Annotated in this window: 22 protein-coding genes and 1 pseudogene; 15 read left to right on the top strand and 8 right to left on the bottom strand. The window is 65.9% G+C overall.

Annotated elements, in window-relative coordinates; all coding sequences use genetic code 11:
* Positions 1-36: 36 nt before the first annotated feature.
* Complete coding sequence (locus tag ACZ9GM_RS14175; protein WP_476038222.1) at positions 37-411, top strand: DoxX family protein; 375 nt, start codon at positions 37-39, stop codon at positions 409-411.
* Between the two features lie 20 nt (positions 412-431).
* Positions 432-794, top strand: a complete 363-nt coding sequence (locus tag ACZ9GM_RS14170) for a DoxX family protein (protein WP_476038221.1) — start codon at positions 432-434, stop codon at positions 792-794.
* On the opposite strand, the gene ACZ9GM_RS14165 is transcribed toward ACZ9GM_RS14170, so the two are convergent.
* Positions 791-1,183 carry a heat shock protein transcriptional repressor HspR gene (locus tag ACZ9GM_RS14165; protein ID WP_476038220.1) on the bottom strand — a complete coding sequence of 131 codons (393 nt, stop codon included), beginning with the start codon at positions 1,181-1,183 and terminating at the stop codon, positions 791-793. The two genes, ACZ9GM_RS14170 and ACZ9GM_RS14165, sit on opposite strands and share 4 nt — an antisense overlap.
* Positions 1,184-1,202: 19 nt before the next feature.
* Positions 1,203-2,357, bottom strand: coding sequence for a molecular chaperone DnaJ (gene dnaJ / locus ACZ9GM_RS14160; protein WP_291473760.1), 1,155 nt, complete (start codon positions 2,355-2,357; stop codon positions 1,203-1,205).
* Positions 2,358-2,477: 120 nt separating this feature from the next.
* Between dnaJ and ACZ9GM_RS14155 the strand changes: the two genes are divergently transcribed.
* Together ACZ9GM_RS14155 and ACZ9GM_RS14150 are read left to right on the top strand one after the other, a co-directional pair.
* Positions 2,478-3,494, top strand: coding sequence for a DUF1444 domain-containing protein (locus ACZ9GM_RS14155; RefSeq protein ID WP_476038219.1), 1,017 nt, complete (start codon positions 2,478-2,480; stop codon positions 3,492-3,494).
* A gap of 4 nt (positions 3,495-3,498) precedes the next feature.
* On the top strand, positions 3,499-6,162 hold the full coding sequence (locus tag ACZ9GM_RS14150) for a hypothetical protein (RefSeq protein ID WP_476038218.1): 2,664 nt from the start codon (positions 3,499-3,501) through the stop codon (positions 6,160-6,162).
* Between the two features lie 737 nt (positions 6,163-6,899).
* On the opposite strand, the gene ACZ9GM_RS14145 is transcribed toward ACZ9GM_RS14150, so the two are convergent.
* Both ACZ9GM_RS14145 and ACZ9GM_RS14140 read right to left on the bottom strand, forming a co-directional pair.
* Positions 6,900-7,151 (bottom strand): hypothetical protein, encoded by a 252-nt coding sequence (locus tag ACZ9GM_RS14145; RefSeq protein WP_476038217.1) that lies wholly within the window; start codon positions 7,149-7,151, stop codon positions 6,900-6,902.
* 355 nt (positions 7,152-7,506) lie between these two features.
* A complete protein-coding gene (locus tag ACZ9GM_RS14140) occupies positions 7,507-8,058 on the bottom strand; it encodes a helix-turn-helix domain-containing protein (RefSeq protein WP_476038216.1) in 552 nt (183 codons plus the stop codon).
* An 82-nt stretch (positions 8,059-8,140) separates the two neighbouring features.
* Here ACZ9GM_RS14140 and ACZ9GM_RS14135 point away from each other — a divergent pair, with 82 nt between their 5' ends.
* The 4 genes and pseudogenes from ACZ9GM_RS14135 to ACZ9GM_RS14120 all read left to right on the top strand — a co-directional run bounded on the left by ACZ9GM_RS14135 (position 8,141) and on the right by ACZ9GM_RS14120 (position 12,376).
* Positions 8,141-9,823, top strand: coding sequence for an FAD-dependent oxidoreductase (locus ACZ9GM_RS14135; protein WP_476038215.1), 1,683 nt, complete (start codon positions 8,141-8,143; stop codon positions 9,821-9,823).
* A 324-nt stretch (positions 9,824-10,147) separates the two neighbouring features.
* Positions 10,148-10,949: pseudogene (locus tag ACZ9GM_RS14130) on the top strand (transposase); the annotation flags it as partial.
* A 213-nt stretch (positions 10,950-11,162) separates the two neighbouring features.
* The gene (locus tag ACZ9GM_RS14125) at positions 11,163-11,588 is read left to right on the top strand and encodes a hypothetical protein (protein ID WP_291473685.1); all 426 of its coding nucleotides are present in this window, start codon (positions 11,163-11,165) and stop codon (positions 11,586-11,588) included.
* Positions 11,589-11,785: 197 nt separating this feature from the next.
* Positions 11,786-12,376 (top strand): SHOCT domain-containing protein, encoded by a 591-nt coding sequence (locus tag ACZ9GM_RS14120; RefSeq protein ID WP_476038214.1) that lies wholly within the window; start codon positions 11,786-11,788, stop codon positions 12,374-12,376.
* 450 nt (positions 12,377-12,826) lie between these two features.
* Here the strand turns inward: ACZ9GM_RS14120 and grpE are convergent, their stop codons facing one another.
* The gene (gene grpE, locus ACZ9GM_RS14115; protein ID WP_291473687.1) at positions 12,827-13,429 is read right to left on the bottom strand and encodes a nucleotide exchange factor GrpE; all 603 of its coding nucleotides are present in this window, start codon (positions 13,427-13,429) and stop codon (positions 12,827-12,829) included.
* On the bottom strand, positions 13,426-15,273 hold the full coding sequence (gene dnaK, locus ACZ9GM_RS14110) for a molecular chaperone DnaK (RefSeq protein ID WP_476038213.1): 1,848 nt from the start codon (positions 15,271-15,273) through the stop codon (positions 13,426-13,428). Before dnaK ends, grpE begins: the two co-directional genes overlap by 4 nt.
* Before the next feature lie 204 nt (positions 15,274-15,477).
* On the opposite strand from dnaK, the gene ACZ9GM_RS14105 reads away from it, so the two are divergent.
* The 6 genes from ACZ9GM_RS14105 (at position 15,478) to ACZ9GM_RS14080 (ending at position 20,785) form a co-directional block, all read left to right on the top strand.
* The gene (locus ACZ9GM_RS14105; protein ID WP_476038212.1) at positions 15,478-16,413 is read left to right on the top strand and encodes an alpha/beta hydrolase fold domain-containing protein; all 936 of its coding nucleotides are present in this window, start codon (positions 15,478-15,480) and stop codon (positions 16,411-16,413) included.
* A 60-nt stretch (positions 16,414-16,473) separates the two neighbouring features.
* Positions 16,474-17,361 (top strand): hypothetical protein, encoded by an 888-nt coding sequence (locus ACZ9GM_RS14100; RefSeq protein WP_476038211.1) that lies wholly within the window; start codon positions 16,474-16,476, stop codon positions 17,359-17,361.
* Positions 17,362-17,398: 37 nt separating this feature from the next.
* Entirely contained in the window at positions 17,399-18,655 is a 1,257-nt protein-coding gene (locus ACZ9GM_RS14095; protein WP_476038369.1) for a pyridoxal phosphate-dependent aminotransferase, read from the top strand.
* 15 nt (positions 18,656-18,670) lie between these two features.
* Positions 18,671-19,852, top strand: a complete 1,182-nt coding sequence (locus ACZ9GM_RS14090) for a sensor histidine kinase (RefSeq protein ID WP_291473692.1) — start codon at positions 18,671-18,673, stop codon at positions 19,850-19,852.
* 13 nt (positions 19,853-19,865) lie between these two features.
* Positions 19,866-20,042: a hypothetical protein gene (locus tag ACZ9GM_RS14085; protein WP_476038210.1), complete on the top strand. Its 177-nt coding sequence runs from the start codon at positions 19,866-19,868 to the stop codon at positions 20,040-20,042.
* A 77-nt stretch (positions 20,043-20,119) separates the two neighbouring features.
* Positions 20,120-20,785, top strand: coding sequence for a response regulator (locus ACZ9GM_RS14080; RefSeq protein WP_476038368.1), 666 nt, complete (start codon positions 20,120-20,122; stop codon positions 20,783-20,785).
* On the opposite strand, the gene ACZ9GM_RS14075 is transcribed toward ACZ9GM_RS14080, so the two are convergent.
* The gene (locus tag ACZ9GM_RS14075; RefSeq protein WP_291473695.1) at positions 20,737-22,053 is read right to left on the bottom strand and encodes a UDP-glucose dehydrogenase family protein; all 1,317 of its coding nucleotides are present in this window, start codon (positions 22,051-22,053) and stop codon (positions 20,737-20,739) included. The genes ACZ9GM_RS14080 and ACZ9GM_RS14075 overlap by 49 nt on opposite strands.
* Before the next feature lie 138 nt (positions 22,054-22,191).
* Between ACZ9GM_RS14075 and ACZ9GM_RS14070 the strand changes: the two genes are divergently transcribed.
* Positions 22,192-23,334 carry a lipase family protein gene (locus tag ACZ9GM_RS14070; protein ID WP_291473696.1) on the top strand — a complete coding sequence of 381 codons (1,143 nt, stop codon included), beginning with the start codon at positions 22,192-22,194 and terminating at the stop codon, positions 23,332-23,334.
* A 246-nt stretch (positions 23,335-23,580) separates the two neighbouring features.
* Here the strand turns inward: ACZ9GM_RS14070 and dcd are convergent, their stop codons facing one another.
* Positions 23,581-24,189: a dCTP deaminase gene (gene dcd / locus ACZ9GM_RS14065; protein ID WP_476038209.1), complete on the bottom strand. Its 609-nt coding sequence runs from the start codon at positions 24,187-24,189 to the stop codon at positions 23,581-23,583.
* Positions 24,190-24,199: the final 10 nt, after the last annotated feature.

Below are 24,199 nucleotides of genomic sequence, written 5' to 3'. Positions count from 1 at the left end.
CACCACACCCCATCACACCCATCAGGCGGAGGCGCCATGACCGTCGTTCTCTGGATCATCAACATCGTTCTCGCCGTCTCTTTCGTCGGCTCGGGACTGATGAAGATCGGTCGCGCCAAGGAGAGCCTAGTGGATTCCGGCCTGGAATGGGCCGACAACTTCTCCGAGAACACCGTCAAGCTCATCGGCGCCGTGGAGTTCCTCGGCGCACTCGGCCTCATCCTCCCGATGGGCCTGGACATCGCCCCCGTCCTCACCCCGGTCGCCGCCGTCTGCCTCACCATCGTCATGGTCGGCGCCGTCATAACCCATGCCCGGCGCGGTGAGTTCCCCGGGGCGAAGGGGTCCCCGCCCCTCGGTCTCGGCGTCCTCGCCGCGGTCAGTGCCGTTCTGGGGTTCGCCGCACTCTGAGCCTTGTAGAGTCACCGACCATGACAGTCATTCTCTGGATCATCAATATCCTGCTCGCCGTGGCGTTCCTCGGCGCTGGCGTCATGAAGGTCTCCCAGCCCAAGGACCGTTTGCAGGCCAACGGCATGAACTGGGTGGAGAACACCAGCCAGGGCGCGGTGAAGGCTCTCGGTACCGCCGAGATCCTCGGTGCGCTCGGCCTCATCCTCCCGAAGGCCTTCGGCATCGCCGCCTGGCTGACCCCGCTCACCGCCCTCTGCCTGCTGGGCGTCATGGTCGGCGCAGTGGCGACTCACCTGCGTCGGAAAGAGCAGTACTCCCAGGCACTGATCCTCGGCATTCTCGCCCTGGTCAGCACCGTCCTCGGGTTTGCGACTCTCTAGTCGTCATCACCTCGACGGTGGCGCTGCTCCCACAGCACCACCGCGGTGGAGCGGGGGACGTGGACGATCTCCCCGCCGCGGCGTCCCACCTGCTGCCGCAGGCCGTCGTTCTCGCGTTCGAGTTCCGCGACCCGCTGCTGCAGGTCGATGATCGCCTTGATGCCGGCGAGGTTGACCCCCTCGTCGTGACTGAGACGCTGGATCTCCATGAGCTGCCGGATGTTCTCCCGGGAGTAGCGGCGTCCGCCACCGCTGGTCCGCTCGGGACTGACCAGGCCCATCCGGTCGTAGGTCCGCAGCGTCTGCGCGTGCATGCCGGTGATCTCTGCGGCGACAGAGATCACGTAGACCTCACGGTCACCCGGATCACCTTTCCGCTTCTCCGCCATGTGCGCTCACCTCACTCCGTCAGTTTCCTGCCCAGTTCGCCCGCGGGTCGATACCGGACCTCTTCTCTTCCTCGGCGTAGCGGCGCAGTGCACTGGCCGCTCCCTCGTCGAGATGCTTCGGGACGCTGACCCGCACCGTGACCAGCAGGTCCCCGGAATTGCCGTTGCGCTTGGCGACGCCACGTCCGCGCACCCGCAGGGTCGTGCCGTCGGCGGTGCCCGCCGGGACGCGCACCCGGACCTTCGAGTCGAGGGTCGGCACGGTGACCGTGTCGCCCAGCGCGAGCTCCGAGAAGCTCACCGGGACGGTGATCTTGAGGTCGTCGCCGGAGCGGGTGAACAGGTCGTCGGCGCGGACGTGCACGGTGACGAAAAGGTCACCGGCGGCGCGTCCACGTTCCCCGGCCTCGCCCTGACCGGCAAGACGGACTTTCTGGCCGTCGACGACGCCGGCGGGGACGCGGACCGTGATGGTGCGCGTCCGGGTGACGCGACCGGATCCGCCACAGTCGGTGCAGGGATCGTCGATCCGGGTGCCGGTGCCGTTGCAGTCCGGGCAGGGCCGGGAGAAACCGAAGGCTCCGCGGTTCTCGGAGACGAGGCCTTCACCGTGGCAGGTCGTGCAACGGGTCGCCGAGGTGCCCGGGGTCGCACCGGAGCCGCGGCAGGTGGTGCAGGGTGCCGGGCTGGTCAGCCGGATCGGGACGGTGACACCCTTGGTCGCCTCACGGAAATCGAGGGTGATCTCGGTCTCGACGTCGGCACCGCGGGTGCGTCGCGGAGCGCGGGTACGGTTGCCACCACCGGCGCCACCGCCGAACATGCCACCGAAGATGTCACCGAGATCGAAACTCTCGCTGGCACCGCCGCCGAAGCCGCCGCCACCGAAGCCGCGGGAGAAGCCGCCGCCCATACCGCCCATGCCACCCATACCGCTGGCGGCCATGGACTTGAGTTCGTCGTACTCGGCGCGCTTGTCCTTGTCACCGATGACCGAGTAGGCCTCGGAGGCGGACTTGAACTTCTCCTCCGCGACCTCGTCCCCGGGGTGCGCGTCGGGATGGTTGTCCCGCGCGATCTTCCGGTAGGCCTTCTTGATCTCGTCAGCGCTGGCCGAGGATGAGACGCCGAGGACACCGTAGTAGTCCTTGTCGATCCACTCCTTCTGTGCCACTGTGGTGCGCTCCCTTCCCGGCTTCCCGCCTGTGATTGAAACTTGAGTCTAACACGCTAAGGTCTATCTCCTCCAACGCCCCGGGGGCGGGTGACATTCCCGGCCGGTAGGGTCATACGCATGTTCTTCAGAGGCCAACGGACACCACCCGACGACACCCCGGACACGATGTTCCCGCACCTGTCCCGGATCACCGCCGACATGCTCCGCGACGAGGCCCTCCGCGAACTCCACCGACTCGGGTTCACCACCACCTGGCGTCCTGACGGGTACATCTCCGCCACCCGCGGCGAGGAGACCGAACTCATCGGCCTCGACAACCTCTCCCTCCAGACCGCGCAGGCGGTCCAGGCCGGCGAGGACCTCACCCGCGAGGAGATCGCCGCCCAGGTCCACAACCTGCTGGACGCCATGTCCCACCGCATCGACCCCGCCGAGCTCTCCGAGGCCGACTTCCTCCGGCAGCTCAAGGTCCGCCTCGTCGCCGGGGACATGCTCACCCCGGTCTCCGAGCGGGACTCCCGGCAGTTCTCCCTGTCCACCCGGCCCTGGACCGACGATCTCGTCGTCTCGCTGGTCATCGACACACCGACCACCGTCATGACGCTGCCGGACAAGACCCTCGAGGCCCGCGGACTGACCTCGGAGGCCGACCTCGAGGACCTCTGGCACGCCGGCTACCGGAATCTCTGGCAGGAACTCACCGAGGCCGAGATCGACGTCAACGAGATCCACGGCGACGATCCCGGCGCAAACTTCTGGGTCATCGAGTCCGGGTCGTTCTTCCTGGCGTCCGCCGTGCTCTTCCTCGACGAACTGCTGCCCGACTGGGCCCCCGACCTGGACACGGAGGCCGGGATCATGGTCGCCGCACCGCACCGGCACCTGCTCCTGGTCCGGGCGGTCACCTCCGGTCAGGACCTGCTCGCCGGGATCAACACCGTCACCTCCGTGGCGGTCGCCCAGTTCACCGAAAACCCGGGGCCGGTCAGCCCCAAACTGCACCTGATGCGGGAGGGCGCCGAGGTCCTGCCGTTCACGGACATCACCGACAACGATGACGGTCAACGCGTCATCCAGGTCTATCCGGACGCCTACCTCATGGACCGGATCAACGAAGGAAGAGACGAAGACTGACCCGATGCCCCCCTCCCCTCACACACGTTCCATCCACCGCCGGGTCTTCCTCGCCGGTGCCGGCCTGACCGGCACCGCCGCCGTCGGCGGACTCGCCGCCCTCCACTTCCTCTCCGACAGCTCCGACGACTCCGACGACTCCGACGCGCCGGACACCCCTGCCGCCGTCGACCCCGGCGACCTGCAGCTGATCACCGGTGACGCCTCCCACCCCGGTCGCGTCACCGTGGCCACCGCCGACGGTCGCGAACTGGTGCACTTCGACGGGTACCGGTTCAGCGGCAACCTCGGCACCCGCGGCGCCACAGTGGACACCCCGTCCCCGGGCACCGTCCACGTGGACTTCGAGGTGCCTGAGGACGGCTACACCGCCGCTGTGACCTGGCGGGCGGTCGGCGGTACCGTCACCGGCGACTGGGCATTCACCCTGCCCGAGGACGCCGACGAGGACACCCTTTCCGGCGGACGGATCTGGCGAACCCTCGTCGACACCGACTCCACGGTCCATGTCCCGGCGTCCCGGTGGAACCGGGATCCCCGGGGCGGCGTCCCCTGGCTGGAACGTGTCACCGAACACCACTTCTGCGACTGGGCGGTGGATGACTCCCGGATCTGCGGCGTGTTCACCGCCGACGGTGCCGGCGACCAGAGCACCGCCGCGCTCAAGGTCCCCGCGCTCCGCGGTGACGACGGCATCTGGCGGGCCACCGTCACCTTCCGCGCCGACCTCACCGTCGCCGAGGCCCGGGAACTGGTCGAGGCAGGACGCCCGATGCTCGCCGGTGGCGTCCTCGGACATCCCGGCCTGACCGAACCTTTCGTCGACGTGAAGGCTCCCGGAACCTACAGCGTCCTCAGCGAGGCCGGGCCACATCCGGTCACCGTCGGGGCCGTCGGACTCCCCGGTGACGCGCAGGTCGAGGTCGCCGCGTGGGATTTCGGCGGTGACGAGATCCACCGGTCGACCGTTGACGTCACGGTGCCGGACGGGGCACGGCACGGCGACGCACAGGTCGACATCGAACTGCCCGGCCCCCGGAACTGGGCCTGCGTCGAGGTGCAGTGCGGGGAGGTCTTCGCCCGGACCTCCGTCGCCGTGTGGCCGGAGCACGAGTTCGGCCCGGCGGACGGGTCGATCATCGGTCTGGGCGGGTTCTCCTCGTCCGGCGAGGGGCTCGAGTCCGTCGAGGACGAGCGGGCACTCTGGGCGCGGCTCGGCATCCGTCACCTGCGTAATCCCTGGCTGACGGCGGAGGAATCCACCGACCTGGGGATCCGCACCGCGGTCCAGCCTGCGGGCAGTCCGGGCACGTTCAGTGACCCGGACTCGACAGGTTTCGACGACTGGGCCGCCGAAAACCTCGACCGGGGACGCGAGGCAGGTGTCGACCACATCGAACTGCTCAATGAGTGGAACGGGAACGATTCCGCCAATATCACCGCCCTGGCCACCGAATACACCGACACCTGGCTGAAACCGTTCCGCGCGGCGATGGACCGGGACGGAACGGATGCTTCGCTCATCGCCATGGCGCTTGCCGGCTGGGACCCCGCCTTCCTCGACACCGTCCGCGACCGTGGCGGCTGGGAACTGCTCGACGGCATCGCCGAGCATGCCGGACGCGGCAACTACACCGCCGACTACGACGGTGGACGGTGGAACTTCCTCGGGCAGCTGCGCCGTACCCGCGCCTACCTCGACGGGAACCCCGGGCCGACGCAGCTGTGGCTCACCGAGGCCTACGCCTGTACGAAGCCCAACGGCTGGTGGTACGACACGGAACGCACCGCGGCGGACTCGGTCCTGCTCACACTGATGCTCTCCAAGGCACTCGGTGTCACCGGGACGCACTGGTTCCAACTCACCGACGGGGTGTGGCACGACAGGTACGGTGTCGGTCCGGATGATCCGGAGTTCCACTACGGACTGTTCCACGTGGACCGCTCACCGAAACCCCCGGCGGTGGCCTTCGCCCATGCCGCGGAGGTCCTCGACGGGGTGTCCTTCCTGGGATGGATCGAGTCGCCGCATCCTGACCTGCGGGGACTGCGCTTCTCCCGGGACGGGGAGACGATCTGGGTGCTGTGGAGCCGGCAGGACGGGTACGTGACCAACGCGACCCGGACCGCCGACAGCTTCTTCCCGTTCCCGGAGGCGTGGGAGGTCCCGGAGGCAGCGTCCCTGCAGGTCACGGTTCCGGACGGGGTAGAGTGCGCCGATGTCATCGGTCGGGAGGTGCCGGTCGACAGCGGAGTGGTGACGGTGACCGGTTCCCCCGTGGTGGTCCGTGGACTGTCTGCGGACGTTCCTGCTGGACCGGAGAACGTCGACGGCGACGCGTCCGTCGCCCTGACCGGGGTGTCCGTGCGTCAGGAAGGAACCTCACTGGTCGTCGACGGCGACAACGCGACCGGTGGGACGCTGACCCTGCGCATCACCGGACGCCAGGTCGGGGGTGAGGTGACCGAGACGGAGCTGAAGGTGTCGGAGGGTGACTTCTCGGAGTCCGTGGATCTCGGAGAGGCGATGCCCTCTGACAGCTCCGCCGTGGGTGTGAATCCCGGGCAACCCCCGCAGGTGAGGATCCTCGCGGAGCGGAAGGAGAAACTGACCCCGGAGGCTGCGCAACCTCAGGTGTGGCGGGCGGAGTACTACCGCTGTGTGTGAACGGTGCCCGCTCTCCCCTCCCCTCTCCGTCCTCAAATCCTCACCTGCTCAGGTACGCCTGGCACCCACTCTGCGTATGTGGAGTATCAGGACATCGGTGACACTTCCCAGGGGTGACAGTGGTCTGCTTCGATCTCACCCATGGGGACATCCGGGCGGGTACGGTGAGCTGTCTGCAAACATGCAGGCGCGGCCGTTGCACCCGTCGTTACGGTGGAACGCCTTATCTTCGGCGGTGGAGGTCAGCTCGACAAGCTGGGCAACGGCCCTGTCCACCGACTGCGGCGGGACCTCACGGAAGAACTCACCACCGGTCAGCATCACGAACAGGACGTTGCATCGACGCCGGGCCAGGAACATCTGGCCGTGCCCGCAGATCGTGGACAGGTAACTACGCTGCGTCAGGTTCCTCAGCAGCAGATTTGTTGAGCAGATTCATTTCGAACTCCACCGACGGCACGTACCCCAACGCGCCAGTGCAGTCACCGACCTTCAACCCCGCCCCAACCCCCGGTGGACCACTTCCCCCCGGTCGTAGAACTGAAGTCTTCGACGTCGCCCACACATTCTCGGCCATCACATCGTCCTAAGCCACACCCCGGTCCTCCCGACCGACTGCAGCATCTCCGGGCCACAGCACATCGGCGACCCCAGCGAGGTACAACCAGCCCTCACCGGTGCGAAAATACGTGATGTCGACAACCCCAGACGCGGCTGAGTCCGCTGGCGCCCCAACCTCATGTGACCCGGTCACGGATCTCATAGGTGCCCACACCGGGAATCGTGGTCACCGGGGTGGACTTTTCCTTCGCTGATGCCCCCCCCAGGCCCTGGCGCAGCATCAATGTCGCCACGGTCTTCACGGTGACCTCAGTGCCCTCCCGGGCGAGCTGCGCACGGCCCCGGAAAACCCCGTAGACGTCATCGGACCCGGCGAAGACCTTCCCGACCCTGGTGCCCGGTTCGTAGCGCTCGTCGGACGTTGGCAAAAGCTCGCCGACAAGGCTGCTGCTCTTCCCAGGAACCTGTTGTCCTTGTGCAACTCGGCGACCTGAAAGCACAGGGCCTTGAGCTCGGCGCGTTCATCCAGGGTCAGTTCCCCGGTCGGTCCGCCGGCCCCGGTGGCTCATACGGCGGCGACCCACTTGCCCAACGACTGGGAACCGACACCCAGCTCCCGGGCGACCTCGGCGATGGTGCGTCTCCGGAGTCGTTTGCCGGGGATCTTCCCGGCCATGGTGACCTCCTCTCGTGCGGGACGGGTCCCGCTACATCGCGTGCCCACTCAACGAACGTAGGGCCAGGCCCGGAGTTCGCGGATCTGGATTGCTCATCGTCGCTTCGTCATTCCTCGTAGCGATGCACAATGTGGCCTTCTTCACCGAACACCATGAGCATCTCCGCAGGCCCTCCTTCAGCTGCGAAAATGTGCGGAGTCATCGTCTGAAACTCGGCAGCCTCGCCCTTCTCGACGATGATCGCACGCTCTCCGAGGTAGAGACAGACTCTTCCCTCCAGCACGAAGAACCAGTCATGGCCGGGGTGAACCTTCTGTTCGGGGATCCTCCTGCTGGGCTCGAGTCGAACCTTGAGCGCCCTTACGCTACCTGTCGTCTTAGATAGCATCCACGTAGTACGTGAGTCTTCGTGACTCGGCTCAGCCCGGATTACGACGTCTTCGTCAATGTCATGGGTGAGCAGAGTGTCAACGTTGGTACCGAGGGCTCGGGCCAACGGGACAAGTATGTCCAGGCTGATCGTTCGCTTACCGGTCTCGATCCTGCTGATGGTCGAAGCGCTGAGGTGGGCAAGACTGGCAAGTTCGGCTAACGACAGCGACTGGGACTGCCGCAGGCTGCGCAGCCGAGTGCGCACGATCAGTTCAAAGTCGGTCACGGGTTCCTCATTTGCGAGCTGCCACTATTGCTAATAGTGCAACACTGTATGCGATAGCGGCAAGAGGCACTACAGTCGACGCATGCCCTCAGCATTTCAGTCGTCCAGAATCCCGTACAGCTCTGAGCCAACCCGCCAGCACAGCGCTGACCCGGCTTCTCTCTCAAGCGCCACCGGTCCTGGCGTTTCCCGGCGTGCCGATGTCGCCGTCATCGGTGGATCCGCGGCGGGCCTAGCGGCCGCCCTGCAGTTGTCCCGTCAAGGTCGCTCCATCATCGTGGTCGACGGGTACAGGCCGCGCAACGCTCCTGCTTCCGCGATGCACAGCTATCTCGGCCACGAAGGTCGCTCCCCGTCAGATTTCCTGACAATCGCCCGCACCGAGGTGCGCTCCTATGGTGCAGAGATCCTGGAAGGAACCGCTGTTGATGTCGCTCGCGACTCCGATGGTTTTCGCGTTAGCCTGTCAGGTGGCCACGTCATCATCGCCCGCCGTGTCATCGCAGCGACAGGCGTGGCTGATGAGCTTCCTGCGATCCCCGGCCTGGCGGAACACTGGGGGGCCTCAGTGATCCACTGCCCTTTCTGCCACGGCTATGAATCGAGGGGACGGCGCATCGTCGCCCTCCTGACATCGCCAGCAGGACTGCACGCCCTTCCTCTCCTGCGTCAGCTCACCGAGAGGCTCACCATTGTGGTTGACGCAAGCGTCCTGGGCGGCGAAGATCTCCTGTCTGATTTCAGAACAGTGGGGGTTCAGGTGATCGTGTCATCAGCTGAACGTATCCTCAATGACGACGAAGGGCAGTTGCGTGGACTGCTTCTCTCTGACGGCAGAGAAATCAGTGCCGACACTATCTTCGTCGGACCCCGCTTACATGCTCAGGTGGCGCCCTTTAAGCGTCTCGGCCTGGCCACTAGCGAGCATCCTAGCGGCATCGGAAGCTATATCGAGGCAGACGCCGTCACCGGCTCAACCGCTGTACCAGGCCTATATGCAACCGGAACACTTACGGCGCCCGCACTCCAGGTACTGCCTGCTGCGGCCTCGGGAGCACAGGTTGGTGCGATGGTCAGCATGGACCTGGCGAAAGAGGATCTTTCTACCGGCATCCGACCTGTCGCGCACGCTGCGGATTGGGACACTCGTTACAGTGGCAATCTCCAGTGGAGCGGCAACCCCAACGGGTCGGTCGTAGCCGAAGTTTCGGGCATACCCCCGGGAAGCGCCTTAGACATCGGTTCCGGAGAAGGAGGTGACGCCTTCTGGCTAGCAGAACGAGGCTGGAAAGTCACTGCCAGCGACATCTCGGGCAGAGCCCTTGAACGCGTACGCGCCGAAGCGCAGCGGCGGAACCTACCGGTAGAAACCCTGCATGCCGATGCTAACGCGGTGAATCCTTTTGCCGGCCATCGGTACGATCTGGTCACCGCGTCCTATGCCTCGATCCCACGCACTCCGGACAGGCATGGGACCGCGAACCTCCTTGACGCGGTGGCACCCGGCGGACAACTACTGATCATCAACCACGATGTCAGCGGCATCCCTGGAACTCACGTGCACGGTGATACGCAGTTCACTTCTCCCTTCGATCATGACGCCTTCGTGAGTACCGAAGATTTCGTGAAGATTCTGTCCGCTTCGGCGGAGTGGGTCATTGAAGTCAACGAATGCCGAGAGCGGCCTACGGGGGCGACGTCCACTCATCATACGAACGATCTCGTCCTTCGCGCACGAAGGTCATCCGGGTCAGATCACCGGTGAGCTGACCAGCATCCAGGCGCACGCTGTGGCAGTGCAGGCAGAAACATCTGGGGGTGAGCTCGCCGCAAGACCTCTCCTACTTTCCCGGTGTTTCTTGGTCTTGCGGCGTGGAGCGGGTCCCGGTTGCCGCCGGGGCCCGTTTATTAGCTCTTCCGGATAGGGAGTGTGTAGCGGTAGTGAAGCCCTTGGAGCGGGCCACCACAACATGTAGGGGCTGGGCCGGGACCGTAGAAGGACCCTGCAGTGACAGGATGATGGTGCCTTAAGCATCCATCCAGCCGCTCCAGGATCCATGTCTCACCCTACCGCTGTTGCCACCTCTGCCCCGGACCTCGTCGCCGACACTTTTCACGCCGCACCGCGGAACTCGGATTGACGATCACCATCATCGACGCGGCCCCGCCTGCACGTCAGGGTTCCACGTTTCACCTGCACCAACCCCTCCTGCAGCAGGAGAATCATCCGGTCCTCCCTCACCTGCGCCGACGACGCAGCGAAGCTGACCCGGCGGGGACCCGCCGGATTCTCCGACGCCTCGCCATCGACGCCGATGAGTGTGGCGGCGACCGCCAAAGCCCTCGGGGTGGGTTGGGAACTGGTCAATCGGGTTGCGGTCACCGCCGGACGGAACCTCGTCTACACCGATCCCATCCACCTGGCCGGGGGGTGGGGGCTGTGCTTCGATTCTGGGGTGTTGATGAACACGTGTGGAAACACACCCACCGACCCGGGCAGCCGTCTTCGATGGTCACCGTACTGGTGGACCTGACCCCACTGGTCGACAGGCGCGGGCCGGCACGTCTGATCGACATGCGCCCGGGCCGGTCCGCAGACGTTCTGAAGACCTGGCTGAACCAGCGGGATCCGCAGTTCCGGGACACGGTCGGGGTCGTGACCGGTGGTACGGGTTCACCGGGCATGCCACCACCGTGGACCACGCCCTACCTGCCGCACGCCTACCACACGCAAGGTCACGGACCCGTTCGACGTCGTCCACCTCGCCGCTGGGAAGCCCACGGGGTGTCGTCAACGCCTGCCGCGGGAAACAACCGGACACCGTGGGTGGAGGGACGACCCGTCGCACAGGCACCGCCGTGCCCTGTTGACCAGGACCGAGTTCACAACCTCCCCGGGAAGTGCAACTAGCGACCAGGAACGACAAGCTCGCGGTGGTTTACCGAGGAGCTGCTGTCCTGGCCGCGATCGTCGCCTGGGTCAAGACATTAGGAGACACGCCCTAGTCCACTGAGTTGCGTGACAGCGACATACAACACAGTTCGCAACGGACTCTTGGTAGGCTATGCCCTCGCTAACTATCGCGGCACGTAAAGAGGATCTGATGGGGCTGTTCAGCCGGAAGAAGAACGAGGACCCGACCGAGAAGGCGATGCGCCGGGCGGAGAACATCTCCGGAGGCAAGGGTCTGAGCGGCAAGCTGATGAAAGGACTCATGGGCGCTGACAACGCAGCCCAACTGAGCTCGGCAATAGACACCGCACGTCAGGCACAGGCAACCACGGCTCTCCAGAATCAGGGGCTGCCCACGATCCCGGCGACAGTCCTGACCTTGTCGGATACCGGGAAACTGATCAACTTTGATCCCGTGGTCGATATGACCGTTACGCTCGACAGCGGTGAACAGACGCAACTGCAGGCGCTCGTGCCGAAGCTACAGATCCCTCGTGCCGGAGACAGGGTTCTGCTGATGCAGAACCCGCAACTTCCCGGGCAATACGCCTACAGCGGCCTCGCACCGCAGCAGTGAGCTGGTAGATGGTGGCTGAGCAGGCTAATCAGGACAATTCACGCCTAGCCGATGACATCTTCAGCGCGAAGAGGCTCGCTGACCCGCGTGCACTGCTGCGCGTCACGCCCTACGGGCAGGAGGCTGGTGAACTTCCCACGAGGGCCCAGTCATGGGTAGGACCCGGGACTGGTCCGGGTAAAATCATCTTGCGAACGGTGATCATCATTGCGATCACCATTGCCGGGGTTTACCTCAGTACCGTCCAGGCGTGGGACCATGAAAACTTCTTCCCATGGTACTGGAACATCGTCTGGCTGGTGTTTCCCTGGTTCTTTCTTTTACCGCTGTGGAGCTCATTCATTAAGTCTCTCACCAAGAAACCTGCGGACGATCACTTCCGGGCACAGTACGCACGAGTCCGGGACAGCCTCGATTCTGTGACGGGAACTGTCGTGGACACGTGGATGGCCCGCGGGGAATCCGGGGGGATCGTCGATTTCGTCCTCGCAGTTGAGCATCCCGATATGAGACACCCGATGGTTGCGCACCGTCTCGCCGCCGATGCCGTATTCCAGCCGTTTGAAGCACCCGTCCACGGCGATAAGGTGCACTTGTGGCAGTTTCCCGACGGATGGACGCTCATCCAGGCAACCCGACCGCGTGCCCAGCGACAGAGCAGCCCAGCAAGACACAGCAACGCGTCGCTGCCGGAACAACTCGAGCGTCTGGTACGACTGCGCGAATCGGGAGCGCTCTCCGCTGAGGAGTTCAAGAAGGCCAAACTGCAGCTTCTCGACGAGGACTAGGTATATCCAGGCATCAGATTGGCGGCAGTCAGCTGATGACGGTCGCAATGGTCTTTCTGTACCCATCGGAGTACAGGACCAAACCCCGAATGGTGCTGAATCGCCCCGGTTTTTGCAGAGGCTTCCGTACCGTCATCACGAGATATATGCCAGAGTCTCGTGATTGAAGTAGTCGCGCTCGGCTTCGACGGGTGTTCGGCAGTTACGCTCGCCGTGGATTCCGCGGGGGTAACAGCACCCGATGTTCTCCATCGTTGCGAACTCGATCTGGTCAAGTCCGGTCCATGGCCCCGGGTTGTGGATCAGTTTGCCTCTTGTCGTGAGTTGGGATGCGGTGGACCGTGTGATACCGGGAAAAGACGCGTGAACGCGAAAGTCCTCACCTCCTGAGGAACGCCCGGAGAGTCGGAACGTACCTCAGGTGGTGAGGACTCTGGTGTGGAGCGGGGCCTACTGCGGGTCGGCGATGATGACCATCGCGGTGCGCAGGGTGCGCTCGCCGAGGCGGAAGCCCTGGCGCAGCACGGTCCCGAGCACCTTCTCGTCGCCCGAGGAGGTGTCCTGGACAGCCTCGTGGAGCGACGGGTCGAAGGTATCGCCCTCGACACCGAAGGCCTCGATCTTCAGGCCGCTGAACACGGAGTCCAGCTTGTCGGCCACGGACTTGAGCGGTCCGGTGAGATCACCGTGCTGCTCTGCCAGGGTGAGGTCATCGCGCAGCGGAATCAGCTGGGCGGCGACGTCGGCCTTCGCGGACTCACGGATGCCCACCCGGTCACGCTCGGTGCGCTTGCGGTAGTTGGCGTACTCCGCGGTGATCCGCTGGAGGTCGGCAGTCCGCTCGGCGAGCTGCTGCTCGGCGTCCGAAAGCTCACCGGAATCGTCGATGTCGGCGTCGGCGGTGTCGGCGACGACGTCCTCGTCACCGGCCAGCACGGAAGCGTCAGCGCTCACGGCGTCCTCTTCAGGAGTGGTCTCGGGCATGGCGGCCTCGGTGAACTCCTCGTCGGTCTCCGACGGGGAGCCGGGGTCGGCGGGGTTGGGTTCGGTCACTTCTTCTCATCCTCGGCATCGTCGACAACCTCGGCATCCACGACGTCATCGTCGGCGGACGCGCCCTCGGCATCCTCGGCACCCTCGGCGTTGGCGGCCTCGGCCTCGTAGATGGCCTTGCCCATCTCCTGGCTCTCGGCGGACAGCTTCTCGACGGAGTCCTTGACGGCCTCGATGTCGTCGCCCTCGAGAGCCTCGTCGACGGCGTCGGCGGCCTCGGTGACCTTGGTCTTGGTCTCCTCGGAGACCTTGTCCTCGTTGTCGGCGAGGAACTTGCGGGTCTGGTAGGACATCGACTCGGCGGAGTTGCGGACCTCCTGCTCCTCGCGGCGCTTCTTGTCCTCCTCGGCGTGTGCCTCGGCGTCCTTCACCATCTGGTCGATCTCGTCCTGGGACAGGCCGGAACCGTCCTGGATGGTGATGGTGGACTCCTTACCGGTGCCCTTGTCCTTGGCGGTGACGTGGACGATGCCGTTGGCGTCGATGTCGAAGGTGACCTCGATCTGCGGGACGCCACGCGGGGCCGGGGCGATGCCACCGAGCTCGAAGGAGCCGAGCAGCTTGTTCTGCTGGGCCATCTCGCGCTCACCCTGGAAAACCTGGATCTGCACGGAAGGCTGGGAATCCTCGGCAGTGGTGAAGGTCTCGGACCGCTTGGTCGGGATGGTGGTGTTGCGCTCGATGAGCTTGGTCATCACGCCACCCTTGGTCTCGATACCGAGGGACAGCGGAGTGACGTCGAGGAGCAGCACGTCCTTGACCTCACCGCGCAGGACGCCGGCCTGCAGGGCCGCGCCCACGGCGACGACCTCGTCCGGGTTGACACCCTTGTTCGGCTCCTTGCCGTCGGTCAGGTCCTTGACCAGGTCGGAGACGGCGGGCATTCGGGTGGAGCCACCGACGAGCACGACGTGGTCGATGTCGGCGACCTTGACGTCGGCGTCCTTCAGGACGGCGGCGAAGGGCTTCTTCGCACGGTCGAGAAGGTCCTGGGTGATGCGCTGGAACTCGGTGCGGGACAGGGTCTCGTCGAGGAACAGCGGGTTCTTGTCCTGGTCGACGGTGATGTACGGCAGGTTGATGGAGGCCTGCTGGGAGGAGGACAGCTCGATCTTGGCCTTCTCCGCGGCCTCACGCAGACGCTGCAGGGCCATCTTGTCCTTGGACAGGTCGACGCCGTTGGCGGTCTTGAACTTCTCGACCAACCAGTCGACGATGCGCTGGTCCCAGTCGTCGCCACCGAGCTTGTTGTCACCGGAGGTGGCGCGCACCTCCACGACACCGTCACCGATCTCCAGGAGGGAGACGTCGAAGGTACCGCCACCGAGATCGAAGACCAGGATGGTCTGCTCCTTGTCGCCCTTCTCCAGGCCGTAGGCCAGGGCGGCGGCAGTCGGCTCGTTGACGATACGCAGGACGTTGAGGCCGGCGATCTGACCGGCGTCCTTGGTGGCCTGACGCTGGGCGTCGTTGAAGTAGGCCGGGACGGTGATGACGGCGTCGGTGACGTCCTCACCGAGGTAGGCCTCGGCGTCCCTCTTCAGCTTCTGGAGGGTACGCGCGGAGATCTCCTGCGCGGTGTACTTCTTGTCGTCGATCGCCTCGGTGGTCCAGCCGTCGTCGCCGATGTGGCGCTTGACGGAGCGGATGGTGCGGTCGACGTTGGTGACGGCCTGATTCTTGGCCGACTGTCCGACGAGCACTTCACCGTTCTTGGCGAAGGCGACGACGGACGGGGTGGTGCGGGCGCCCTCGGAGTTGGCGATGACGGTGGCCTCGCCACCTTCCAGAACAGAAACCACCGAGTTGGTGGTACCGAGGTCAATTCCCACTGCGCGTCCCATAGTGACGTCCTCCTGTGTGTTGGTGCTGATGATGTTGCACTGTTTGTTAAGTGAGCCAGGCTCAAGTCTGGCACCCGGTTCTCCGGACTGTCAAACCTAGTTGAGTATATCCAGCTCAACTTGATGACATACGGTACAACGGCGGAGCCCGCGAGCTTGTTTCCCGGTACGCTCAACTTTTTTCGACCACTACGATCGGAGTCCATGAGTCTGCAGATGAAGCTTGTCGCCGCCTACGTGAAGCGGACCCGTCACCGGACCTGGGCCTCCGGGGAAAAGACCCGTGAGGTCATGGCCTCACCCCGGGAGTCCGCACCGGTGCCGCACGAGCTCTACCAGGTCAACCACATGGTCAGAAGCGAGGTCACCACCGCCGGCGGCACCTTCACCGTGCACGGCCTCGCCCCCGCGACCGACGCGTCCCGCGAGACCCCGCTCGACATCTGCGTCTACCTCCACGGTGGCGGCTACATCCACGGCATGGATGAACGACACTGGAGGATGGTCAGTGATCTCGCCGGCGCGGGGATGCGGGTCATCGTCCCCGACTACGGCCTCGCCCCGGAACATGACGCCGATGCCGCGCTCAGCCTGCTGGACACCGTCATCGGGGACGCCGCGACGGAGGCGGAACAGTCCGGGCACCGGCTGCGGCTCGCCGGAGATTCCGCCGGTGGCGGCCTCGCACTCGGATGGTTGCTCACGACCGGGCACAAAGACGCCGCGTCGGCGGTTGAACGGCTCGCACTGATCGCCCCCTGGCTCGATGTCACCTGCTCCTCCCCTGGTCTCGACACCCTCGTCAACGACGATCCCTGGCTGCACCCGACGGGACTCCGGATCGCAGGTGAGGCCTGGGCCGGCGGGCGTGACCTGCAGGACCCGTTGGTCAGTCCGCTGGCGGCGACGGACGCCGTACTGTCGTCCCTCCCCCAGGTGAGGATCTGGACCGGGACGCGCGACATCCTCTCCGCGGAAACCCTCGCCCTCGACCGACGACTGACCGCCTGCGGTGTGGAACACAAGGTCCTGACGACCCCCGGTGCAGTGCACGTCCACCCGCTGACACCGACCCCCGAGGGAAAGGCCGCGCGCCAGGAAGTCATCGCGTGGCTTAGCGGGGGCCCCGACTCTGACTAGTATGGAACAGTCAATGTACCCCTTGAGACCGACGCAGGCCCGACGGAACGAAGAGATCAGATGAACGAACCCTCAGACCCTCAGCGACCCTCCGGCGGTGACCGGCCCCGGGAGACCGCGGCGTTCGAGGACACGGAGTTCTCTTTCGGCGATGCGGCATCCCGCTCCGGCTTCACCGCCGATGTCGTGGAGAACAAGGACGACAACGGCAATGCCACCGACGGCTCCGTCGTCGACGCCGATGTCGTCGGCGAGGAGGCGCTCGGCCACACCTCCGATCCGGAGATGACCGGCATCATTCCGGCGATCCGCGACGACAGCCCCCGGCCCGCGGACCTGGCTGCCCCGGCGGCGGCTGAGGTCCCTGCTGAAGCTGCTGAGGCGTCTGTCGAGACCGCGGCCGGCGGGGGTGACGGGGACGACGGCACCGATGATGAGCGCAGCGGTTTCCGACGGATTCCCCCGTGGGGCTGGATCCTCGTTGTCGGCGCAGTCCTCGCTGTCGTGGTCGGGCTGGTCACCGCCGCCCTCATGCGCGGCAACTCAACCTCCGGCCCCGCCCCGCTGACCAGTGTGCAGCCGAACTACGAGCGTCCCGAGGCCTGGAACGGCGAGGAGTCCTCCCCGTCCGCCGACGTGCCGACCGCGGACCAGGGCTACGGGTTCGACCCCTACAGTGACGGTCTCGGCAACCAGACCTGGGACAGCGGAACCACCGGCGACAGCGGTGGGGACTGGGACAATGACGAGAACGTCGGCCCGACGGACACCACCGACGACGGAGCCGGGGACACCGGTGACAACGGTCCGGAGACCGGTGCCCCGGGTGGCGACGGCGATGACCCGGACGAGTCCGGCGCCCCGGGCACCGACACCCCCGGTGGGGGCACGGGTGACACCGGTGGCGCAGGTGACACGGGTGACACCGGCGGAGAGACCACCGAATAGCGGGGTATCGCGGACGCAGTAGCCCCACGCTGGCATGATGGGACGAATGAGCACCACACCGAAGCACCCCGTGGAGCTTCGTCCCCTGGACCAGTCGACGAAGCTCCAGAATGTCCTCTACGAGATCCGTGGCCCGGTGAACGCCGAGGCCGAGCGCATGGAGGCCGACGGCCACCGGATCCTCAAGCTCAACACCGGCAACCCCGCCGCCTTCGGCTTCGACGCCCCGGACACCATCGTCCAGGACATGATCGCCGGCCTGCCCTACGCCGCCGGGTACTCCCAGTCCAAGGGCATCCCTTCGGCGCGCCGTGCCGTCGTCACCCGCTACGAGCTCATCCCGGACTTCCCCACGTTCACCACCAATGACGTCTACCTCGGCAACGGTGTCTCCGAGCTCATCACCATGACCACGCAGGCGATGCTCAATGACGGCGACGAGGTTCTCATCCCCTCGCCGGACTACCCGCTGTGGACCGCGGCGACCACGCTCGCCGGCGGCAAGGCCGTCCACTATCTCTGCGACGAGGAGAACGACTGGGCCCCGTCCATCGAGGACATCGAGTCCAAGGTCACCCCGCGGACCAAGGCCATCGTCGTGATCAACCCGAACAATCCGACGGGTGCGGTGTACAGCCGCGAGGTGCTCGAGCGGATTGTCGCCGTCGCCCGGAAGCACTCCCTGCTGGTGCTCTCCGACGAGATCTACGACAAGATCCTCTACGATGACGCCGTCCACATCAACACCGCGTCCCTGTGCCCCGATCTGCTGTGCATCACCTTCAACGGTCTGTCAAAGGCATACCGCGCCGCAGGTTTCCGCTCGGGCTGGATGGTACTGACCGGGCCGAAGGAGCATGCACGGGGATTCATCGAGGGCATCGAGCTGCTGTGCTCGACCCGCCTGTGCGCCAATGTGCCCGCCCAGTACGGCATCCAGGTCGCGCTGGGTGGACGCCAGTCCATCGATGATCTGGTGCTCCCCGGCGGTCGCCTGCTGGAGCAGCGCAACGTGGCCTACGAGAAGCTCAACGAGATCCCGGGGGTGAGCTGCGTGAAGCCGATGGGTGCGCTCTACGCGTTCCCGAAGCTGGACCCGAACGTCCACGAGATCCACGACGACGAGCAGTTCATGTTCGACCTGCTCCGCGCCGAGAAGATCCACCTGGTCCAGGGCACCGGCATGAACTGGCCGACCCCGGACCACTTCCGCGTCGTCACCCTGCCGTGGGCACGGGACCTGGCGGAAGCGATCGAGCGGCTCGGCAACTTCCTCGCCAGCTACAAGCAGTAACCGGGGGAGGTGACGGTGATCAGGCTGCGAGGACGGATCCCCTTCGGGGGTCCGGAGGTGGTGCTGGCGGTGCTGGTGCTGGTCACCGAGTTCACCGTCTCCTCCGAACCCGTCACCCTGGCGTCCGTGGCCTGCGCAGTGGCCGGCGTCCTCCTCGTCGCCGGGGGCACGCGCTGGCCACAGACCGTGGCGGCCCTGTCCGTCCCCTTCGCCGCGGCCTCCTCCTATGTCGCCGAGGACGCCAGCACCTATGCCGTCTTCTTCATCGTCATCATCATCGAGGTGGTCACCGCCGCTGGCCTGGCGACGGCGGGACTGATACTGGTGCTGGTGCACACGGCCCTCTCCATGGTGGACTTCACCGGCGGCACGGTGGATATGGACCCCGCGGTCCTGGTGGTGGTCCTCGCCATCCTGGGTACCGGCCATCTCATCGGTCGTAACCGCCTCACCCAGGAGATCCGCAACGCCGATTTACGTCGGACTCTGGCTGACAGTCAACGGCGCCAGCGACTGGGCATGGCCCGCGAGCTCCATGACTCGGTCGCCACCAGCCTGACCAGTGTCGTCATGCGGTCCCAGACCCTGGAACTCACGGCCACCGGAGACGACAACGCAGAGATCCGTGAGGGTCTGGAAGACATCTCCCGGACCTCGAGGGAAGCCCTGGAACAGGTGCGGACCATGCTCCGACTGCTCAATTCCGAGATCCAGTCCGGCCCGGACTCCACCGAATCCGCACCGCCGCCCACTGTCCGTGCGGGGCTCGCCACCGCCACCCGTGAGCTACGGGCCCACCGCCTCCGGGTGACCTCCACCATCACCCTGCCACGGACCGGTGAACCACCGGTCGACCGGCGGACGCTATCACGCGTCCTCACCGAAATGACCTCCAATGCGGTGAAACACTCCCCCGACCACGCCACGGTGAAGATACGCTGCCGGACCACGGATGACGCGCTCATCGTGTCCATGACCAACCCGGTGGCCCCTGTCGGCGACGGTGAAAAGGATCCCGCGCTGACCACCCATCTGGGCATCGGCTCCATGACTGCCCGTGCCACCGCTGCCGAGGGTCACCTCACTGCGGGGCTGATCACGCAGGACAGCGACACTCAAGTCTGGCGAACCACAGTCACCTTGCCTATTGTTGACAGCGTTCCCGAAGATTCTGTCACTCTCCGTGACACCCCCTGACAGAGGAGAAGTCATGAACACCCCCCACAAGAAGTCCGTTCTGCGTCGTCTCGCCATCGGAGCCCTCACCGTCGGCCTGTCCGCCGGTCTCACCACCGGTGTCGCCTCCGCCGCCCCGACCCACGGAGACTACAAGGCGTCCCTCGGCCAGGTCTTCGCCTGCGGAGAGCACAACTACCCCTGGTGCTGACAGGTTCCGAGACCCCGGTGACCACGCCCGCCCCCGCCACGATCCGACTGCTGCTGGTCGACGATGACCCCCTGGTCATGTCGTCTCTCCGGCTGTACTTCTCGACACCTGCCGCAGCGGCCATCGAGGTCGTCGGCGAGGCCACGGACGGTACCGCCGCACTGGACCTGCTGAAGACCGTCGAGGCGGATGTCATCATGACGGACATCCACATGCCCGGCATGGACGGCGTCTCACTGCTCCGGGAGGTCCGCTCCCTGGACAATCCCCCGGTCTTCATCGCCATGACCGCCCTGGACGAGGACGAGACGATGCTCTCGATCCTCTCCCTCGGCGGCGCGGGCTACATCCTCAAGAGCTCCCGTCCGGAGTTCATCATCGACACCGTCCACCAGGCACTCGCCGGTGGCACGGTGGTCAGCCCGCAGCCGGCCACCCGGCTGATCCAGCATCTTCCCGCGCCCGACGGTCAGTCTCCCGAGGACGCGACATCGGTTGCGGTCGCCCCGGCACCGGACCGTCCGGAGACCTCCTCCAGACTGGCCCGGCTGTCGCCTGCCGAGGAGCGCGTCCTCGCGCTCATCTGCACCGGACTGTCGAACTCCGAAATCGCCCGAGAGACCGGCCGGTCGGCGAGTGCCGTGAAGAAGGCCGTGTCCTCCCTGCTGGCGAAGTTCGGGACCGAGTCCCGGATTCAGTTGGCGGTTCTCGCCGTCGAGGCCGGGTTCCACCCGGAGGACTGAGCCCCGCATCCGGTTCCGCGGTAGTCCCACCCGGCGCCGGTCCACCGGTCGACCGGCAGGCAGTTTCGCCCGTCGACGACGGTCGGCACCGACACCAGGTCATAGGCTGTCGCAGGATCAAGATCCCTGAACTCCGGCCAGTCCGTGGCGATCACCGTCACCTCTGCCCCACGCAGTGCCCCGGACACATCCCTGCCGTACCCGGGTACTGCAGGATCGCACACGGTGACCAGCGCCCCGGCGTCCTCAAGTTGCCCGATGACATCAGTCGCCGGGGATTCCCGGATGTCGTCGCTGCCTGGTTTGAAGGACGCTCCGAGTACCGTGATCCGGCGCCCCGACACGGAACCCCCGCAGACGTCGACCACCTGGTTGACGAGGCGGTCGCGTCGGTGCATGTTCTCGGCGTCGACCGCCCGGAACAGGTCCGCCGCATATGTGGCGTCCACCTGCTCCGCCCGTGCCGCGAGACCCCGGAGATCCTTCGGCAGACATCCGCCACCGAAACCGAGCCCCGCAGTCAGCGCCCCGGGCCCGATCCTGGGGTCCAGCCCGAGAGCGGTCGAGAGCACGGAGACGTCACCGCCGGTGGCGTCGCAGAGGTCGGCCACGGCGTTGATGAAGCTGATCTTGGTGGCCAGGAACGCATTGGCGGAGACCTTGACCAGTTCCGCGGTCGTCGGATCCGTGACCAGGAACGGAATGTCGCCGAGGTCCGCGTAGATCTCCCGCACCGTCGCCTCGGCGTCGGCGGCCGACTCCGGAACACCGAGGACGATGCGGTCCGGGTGCAGGGTGTCCGCGATGCCGTGACCTTCCCGGAGGAACTCCGGGTTCCAGCACACCGTCACCTGTTCCGGCGTCCGGTCCTGAAGTCCCTGTGCGGTGCCGGCGGGGACCGTCGACTTACCGACGATCAGATGGTCACCGTCGTCGCAGTGTGCCACCAGCTCATCGACGACACCGTCGACGGCCGAGAGGTCCATCTCCCAACCGTCGGCCGACTGGGGCGTCCCGACGCACAGGAAATGCACCCGGGCATGGACGGCGGCCTCCGCCACGGAGGTGGTGAAGTGGAGGCGTCCGGCCTTCAGGCCGGCGGTGAGCAGGTCATCGAGTCCCGGCTCCAGGACCGGGGAGCGTCCGTCGTTCAGTGAGTCCACGCGGACGGGATCGATGTCGACACCCAGGACGTCATGACCGAGGGACGCCAGGCAGGCGGCATGGGTGGCCCCGAGGTATCCGGTACCGAGGACGGTGATCTTCATACCCCGGTTCTATCACGGGCGTCCCGGGCCGCTGCCACGGCATAGTTCCGCGACAGCGACTGACCGTTCCGCGCAATTTTCTCCGACATTGACGGAGAAACAGCGGTTTTGCGCGGGTGTGAGGTTATCCTTCCCGACATGAGACGTTTCCCGGACACCCGCCCGACGACGCTGGCCGCAGTCGTCGTCGCCACGCTCGTCACCGGCACGGCCGCGCCCGTCGCCGCCGCTGCGGCGCCCGCATCCACCCGAGGCGCGGTCCTCACCAGCTCCGCTCTTCCGGATGACCTGGTTCTCACCCGCTCCTCCGGCGGCTGGCACTTCGAGTACGAGACGGACGGCCCGCAGGGGCAGACGGCCAGCAGCCTGGGGACGCTGTACCTGCCGCAGGGCGAGGCACCCGAGGGCGGTTGGCCGGTGCTGGTCTACGGCCACGGCACCCAGGGCCTCGGTGACAGGAACGTCAGCTGGACCGGTTGGGTGGGTGAGGACAACAGCGGCGACCAGTACCTCGCCGAGTGGCTGGACGCCGGTTTCGCGGTCGCTGCACCCGAGTACGTCGGTCTAGGCACCGACGGCGTCCACCCCTACCTCAACACCCACAGCGAGGGCGCGGCGATGATCGACATCGTCCGGGCATCCCGTGCCCTGTCCGACCAGCTCAGTACCACGTGGGTCACCAACGGTTACTCCCAGGGCGGTCACGCCTCCATCGCCGCGGCGGGGATGGCCGCCGAATATGCACCCGAACTGCACCTTGCGGCTGCGACCGCCGGCGGCGTCCCGGCCGGAATCGCCGACGAGATGGCGACGATCGCCCCGGGCGTGCCGTTGAGCCAGCCTGACCTGCAGACCTACGTCAGCTATGTGCTCGCGGGATTCCGCGCCGCCCGTCCGGACTTCCCGCTGGATGACTACCTCTCCGACAAAGGCCGGGAGATCGTCGACCTGGCGGAAGAGGCCGACTACTTCGAGATGTCGGATGCTGTCGCCGGACTGCCGGTCGGCGACATGGTGACCAGGCCGCTGGCGTCCGGCGACTTCCTCGCCGCACTGCGGGAGCACCTGGCCGTACCGGACCGTGGATGGGACGCACCGGTGTTCATCTACCAGCAGCAGTTCGACCTCGTGAGCCCGGCGCCGTTCACTGACCGTCTGGTGAACTCCGCCCGCGGCAACGGCATGGACGTCACCTACCGGGTCGACCACGACCCGGCCGGTCATGCCGGCTGGACCGACGGTCTGGCGGACGCCGTGGCCTTTGCGAAGGCCCGTATCTGATCCCCATAGTCACTGCAGGGCGTTGCCAGGGTCCTCCAAGACAGGGACCGTAGATTGACACTCATCGGTACAGGGACAGACGGAAAGGAACCGTATACGGCAGCTGAGCATTCTCCTCTTGAAACGTCAGCAGAGAACCCCCGCCGAGCATCCGCTCGACGGGGGTGATCTGTGTCTGCCGGAAGTGGCCGGGCAGCTACCGGAAGTTACCGGAAGTTACCGGAAGTTACCGGAAGTTACCGGAAGTTACCGGAAGTTGAGGTAGGCCTTCGAGGCCGTCGGCCCGCGCTGCCCCTGGTACTTCGACCCCAGCGGACCGGATCCGTAGGGGTTGTCCGCCGGGCTGGAGAGATTGAAGACGGCGAGCTGCCCGATCTTCATGCCGGGATACAGTGCGATCGGCAGGTTCGCCGTGTTCGACAGTTCAAGGGTGATGTGACCGGTGAAGCCGGGGTCGATGAAACCGGCGGTGGAGTGGGTCAGCAGTCCGAGGCGCCCGAGGGAGGACTTGCCCTCCAGTCGGGCGGCGAGGTTGTCCGGGACCGTGACGTACTCCAGGACCGAGCCGAGGACGAACTCACCCGGGTGGAGGATGAAGGCGTCCTCCGCGATACCCCCCTCCGCCAGCGGGACACCGTTCTCACCGAGGTGGTCGCCGACCTCCACGAGAGTGGTCAGTTCCTCCTGCGGGAGCTTCGGGTCGATGTGGGTGTACTTCGAGTTGTTGAACACCCGGAAGTACCGGTCGAGGCGCACGTCAATGCTGGACGGTTGGACCATCGCCGGGTCGAAGGGGTCGAGGGACAGTGCCCCGTCGTCGATGGCGGAGCGTATGTCGCGGTCGGAAAGAAGCACGTGACCAGAG

Source organism: Corynebacterium sp. UD i78 (assembly GCF_056280545.1).
Note: the sequence above shows the minus strand (reverse complement) of the source record. Positions and strands in the feature narration are given on the sequence as shown.

What these genes read in the sequence shown, in the direction of transcription:
- ACZ9GM_RS14105 (WP_476038212.1), top strand. Translation starts at nt 15,478, where the DNA reads ATGAGTCTGCAGATGAAGCTTGTCGCCGCCTACGTGAAGCGGACCCGT.
- ACZ9GM_RS14085 (WP_476038210.1), top strand. Translation starts at nt 19,866, where the DNA reads ATGAACACCCCCCACAAGAAGTCCGTTCTGCGTCGTCTCGCCATCGGA.
- ACZ9GM_RS14175 (WP_476038222.1), top strand. Translation starts at nt 37, where the DNA reads ATGACCGTCGTTCTCTGGATCATCAACATCGTTCTCGCCGTCTCTTTC.
- ACZ9GM_RS14100 (WP_476038211.1), top strand. Translation starts at nt 16,474, where the DNA reads ATGAACGAACCCTCAGACCCTCAGCGACCCTCCGGCGGTGACCGGCCC.
- ACZ9GM_RS14080 (WP_476038368.1), top strand. Translation starts at nt 20,120, where the DNA reads ATGTCGTCTCTCCGGCTGTACTTCTCGACACCTGCCGCAGCGGCCATC.
- ACZ9GM_RS14125 (WP_291473685.1), top strand. Translation starts at nt 11,163, where the DNA reads ATGGGGCTGTTCAGCCGGAAGAAGAACGAGGACCCGACCGAGAAGGCG.
- ACZ9GM_RS14075 (WP_291473695.1), bottom strand. Translation starts at nt 22,053, where the DNA reads ATGAAGATCACCGTCCTCGGTACCGGATACCTCGGGGCCACCCATGCC.
- ACZ9GM_RS14070 (WP_291473696.1), top strand. Translation starts at nt 22,192, where the DNA reads ATGAGACGTTTCCCGGACACCCGCCCGACGACGCTGGCCGCAGTCGTC.
- ACZ9GM_RS14155 (WP_476038219.1), top strand. Translation starts at nt 2,478, where the DNA reads ATGTTCTTCAGAGGCCAACGGACACCACCCGACGACACCCCGGACACG.
- ACZ9GM_RS14135 (WP_476038215.1), top strand. Translation starts at nt 8,141, where the DNA reads ATGCCCTCAGCATTTCAGTCGTCCAGAATCCCGTACAGCTCTGAGCCA.
- ACZ9GM_RS14165 (WP_476038220.1), bottom strand. Translation starts at nt 1,183, where the DNA reads ATGGCGGAGAAGCGGAAAGGTGATCCGGGTGACCGTGAGGTCTACGTG.
- ACZ9GM_RS14150 (WP_476038218.1), top strand. Translation starts at nt 3,499, where the DNA reads ATGCCCCCCTCCCCTCACACACGTTCCATCCACCGCCGGGTCTTCCTC.
- ACZ9GM_RS14170 (WP_476038221.1), top strand. Translation starts at nt 432, where the DNA reads ATGACAGTCATTCTCTGGATCATCAATATCCTGCTCGCCGTGGCGTTC.
- ACZ9GM_RS14095 (WP_476038369.1), top strand. Translation starts at nt 17,399, where the DNA reads ATGGGACGAATGAGCACCACACCGAAGCACCCCGTGGAGCTTCGTCCC.
- dnaK (WP_476038213.1), bottom strand. Translation starts at nt 15,273, where the DNA reads ATGGGACGCGCAGTGGGAATTGACCTCGGTACCACCAACTCGGTGGTT.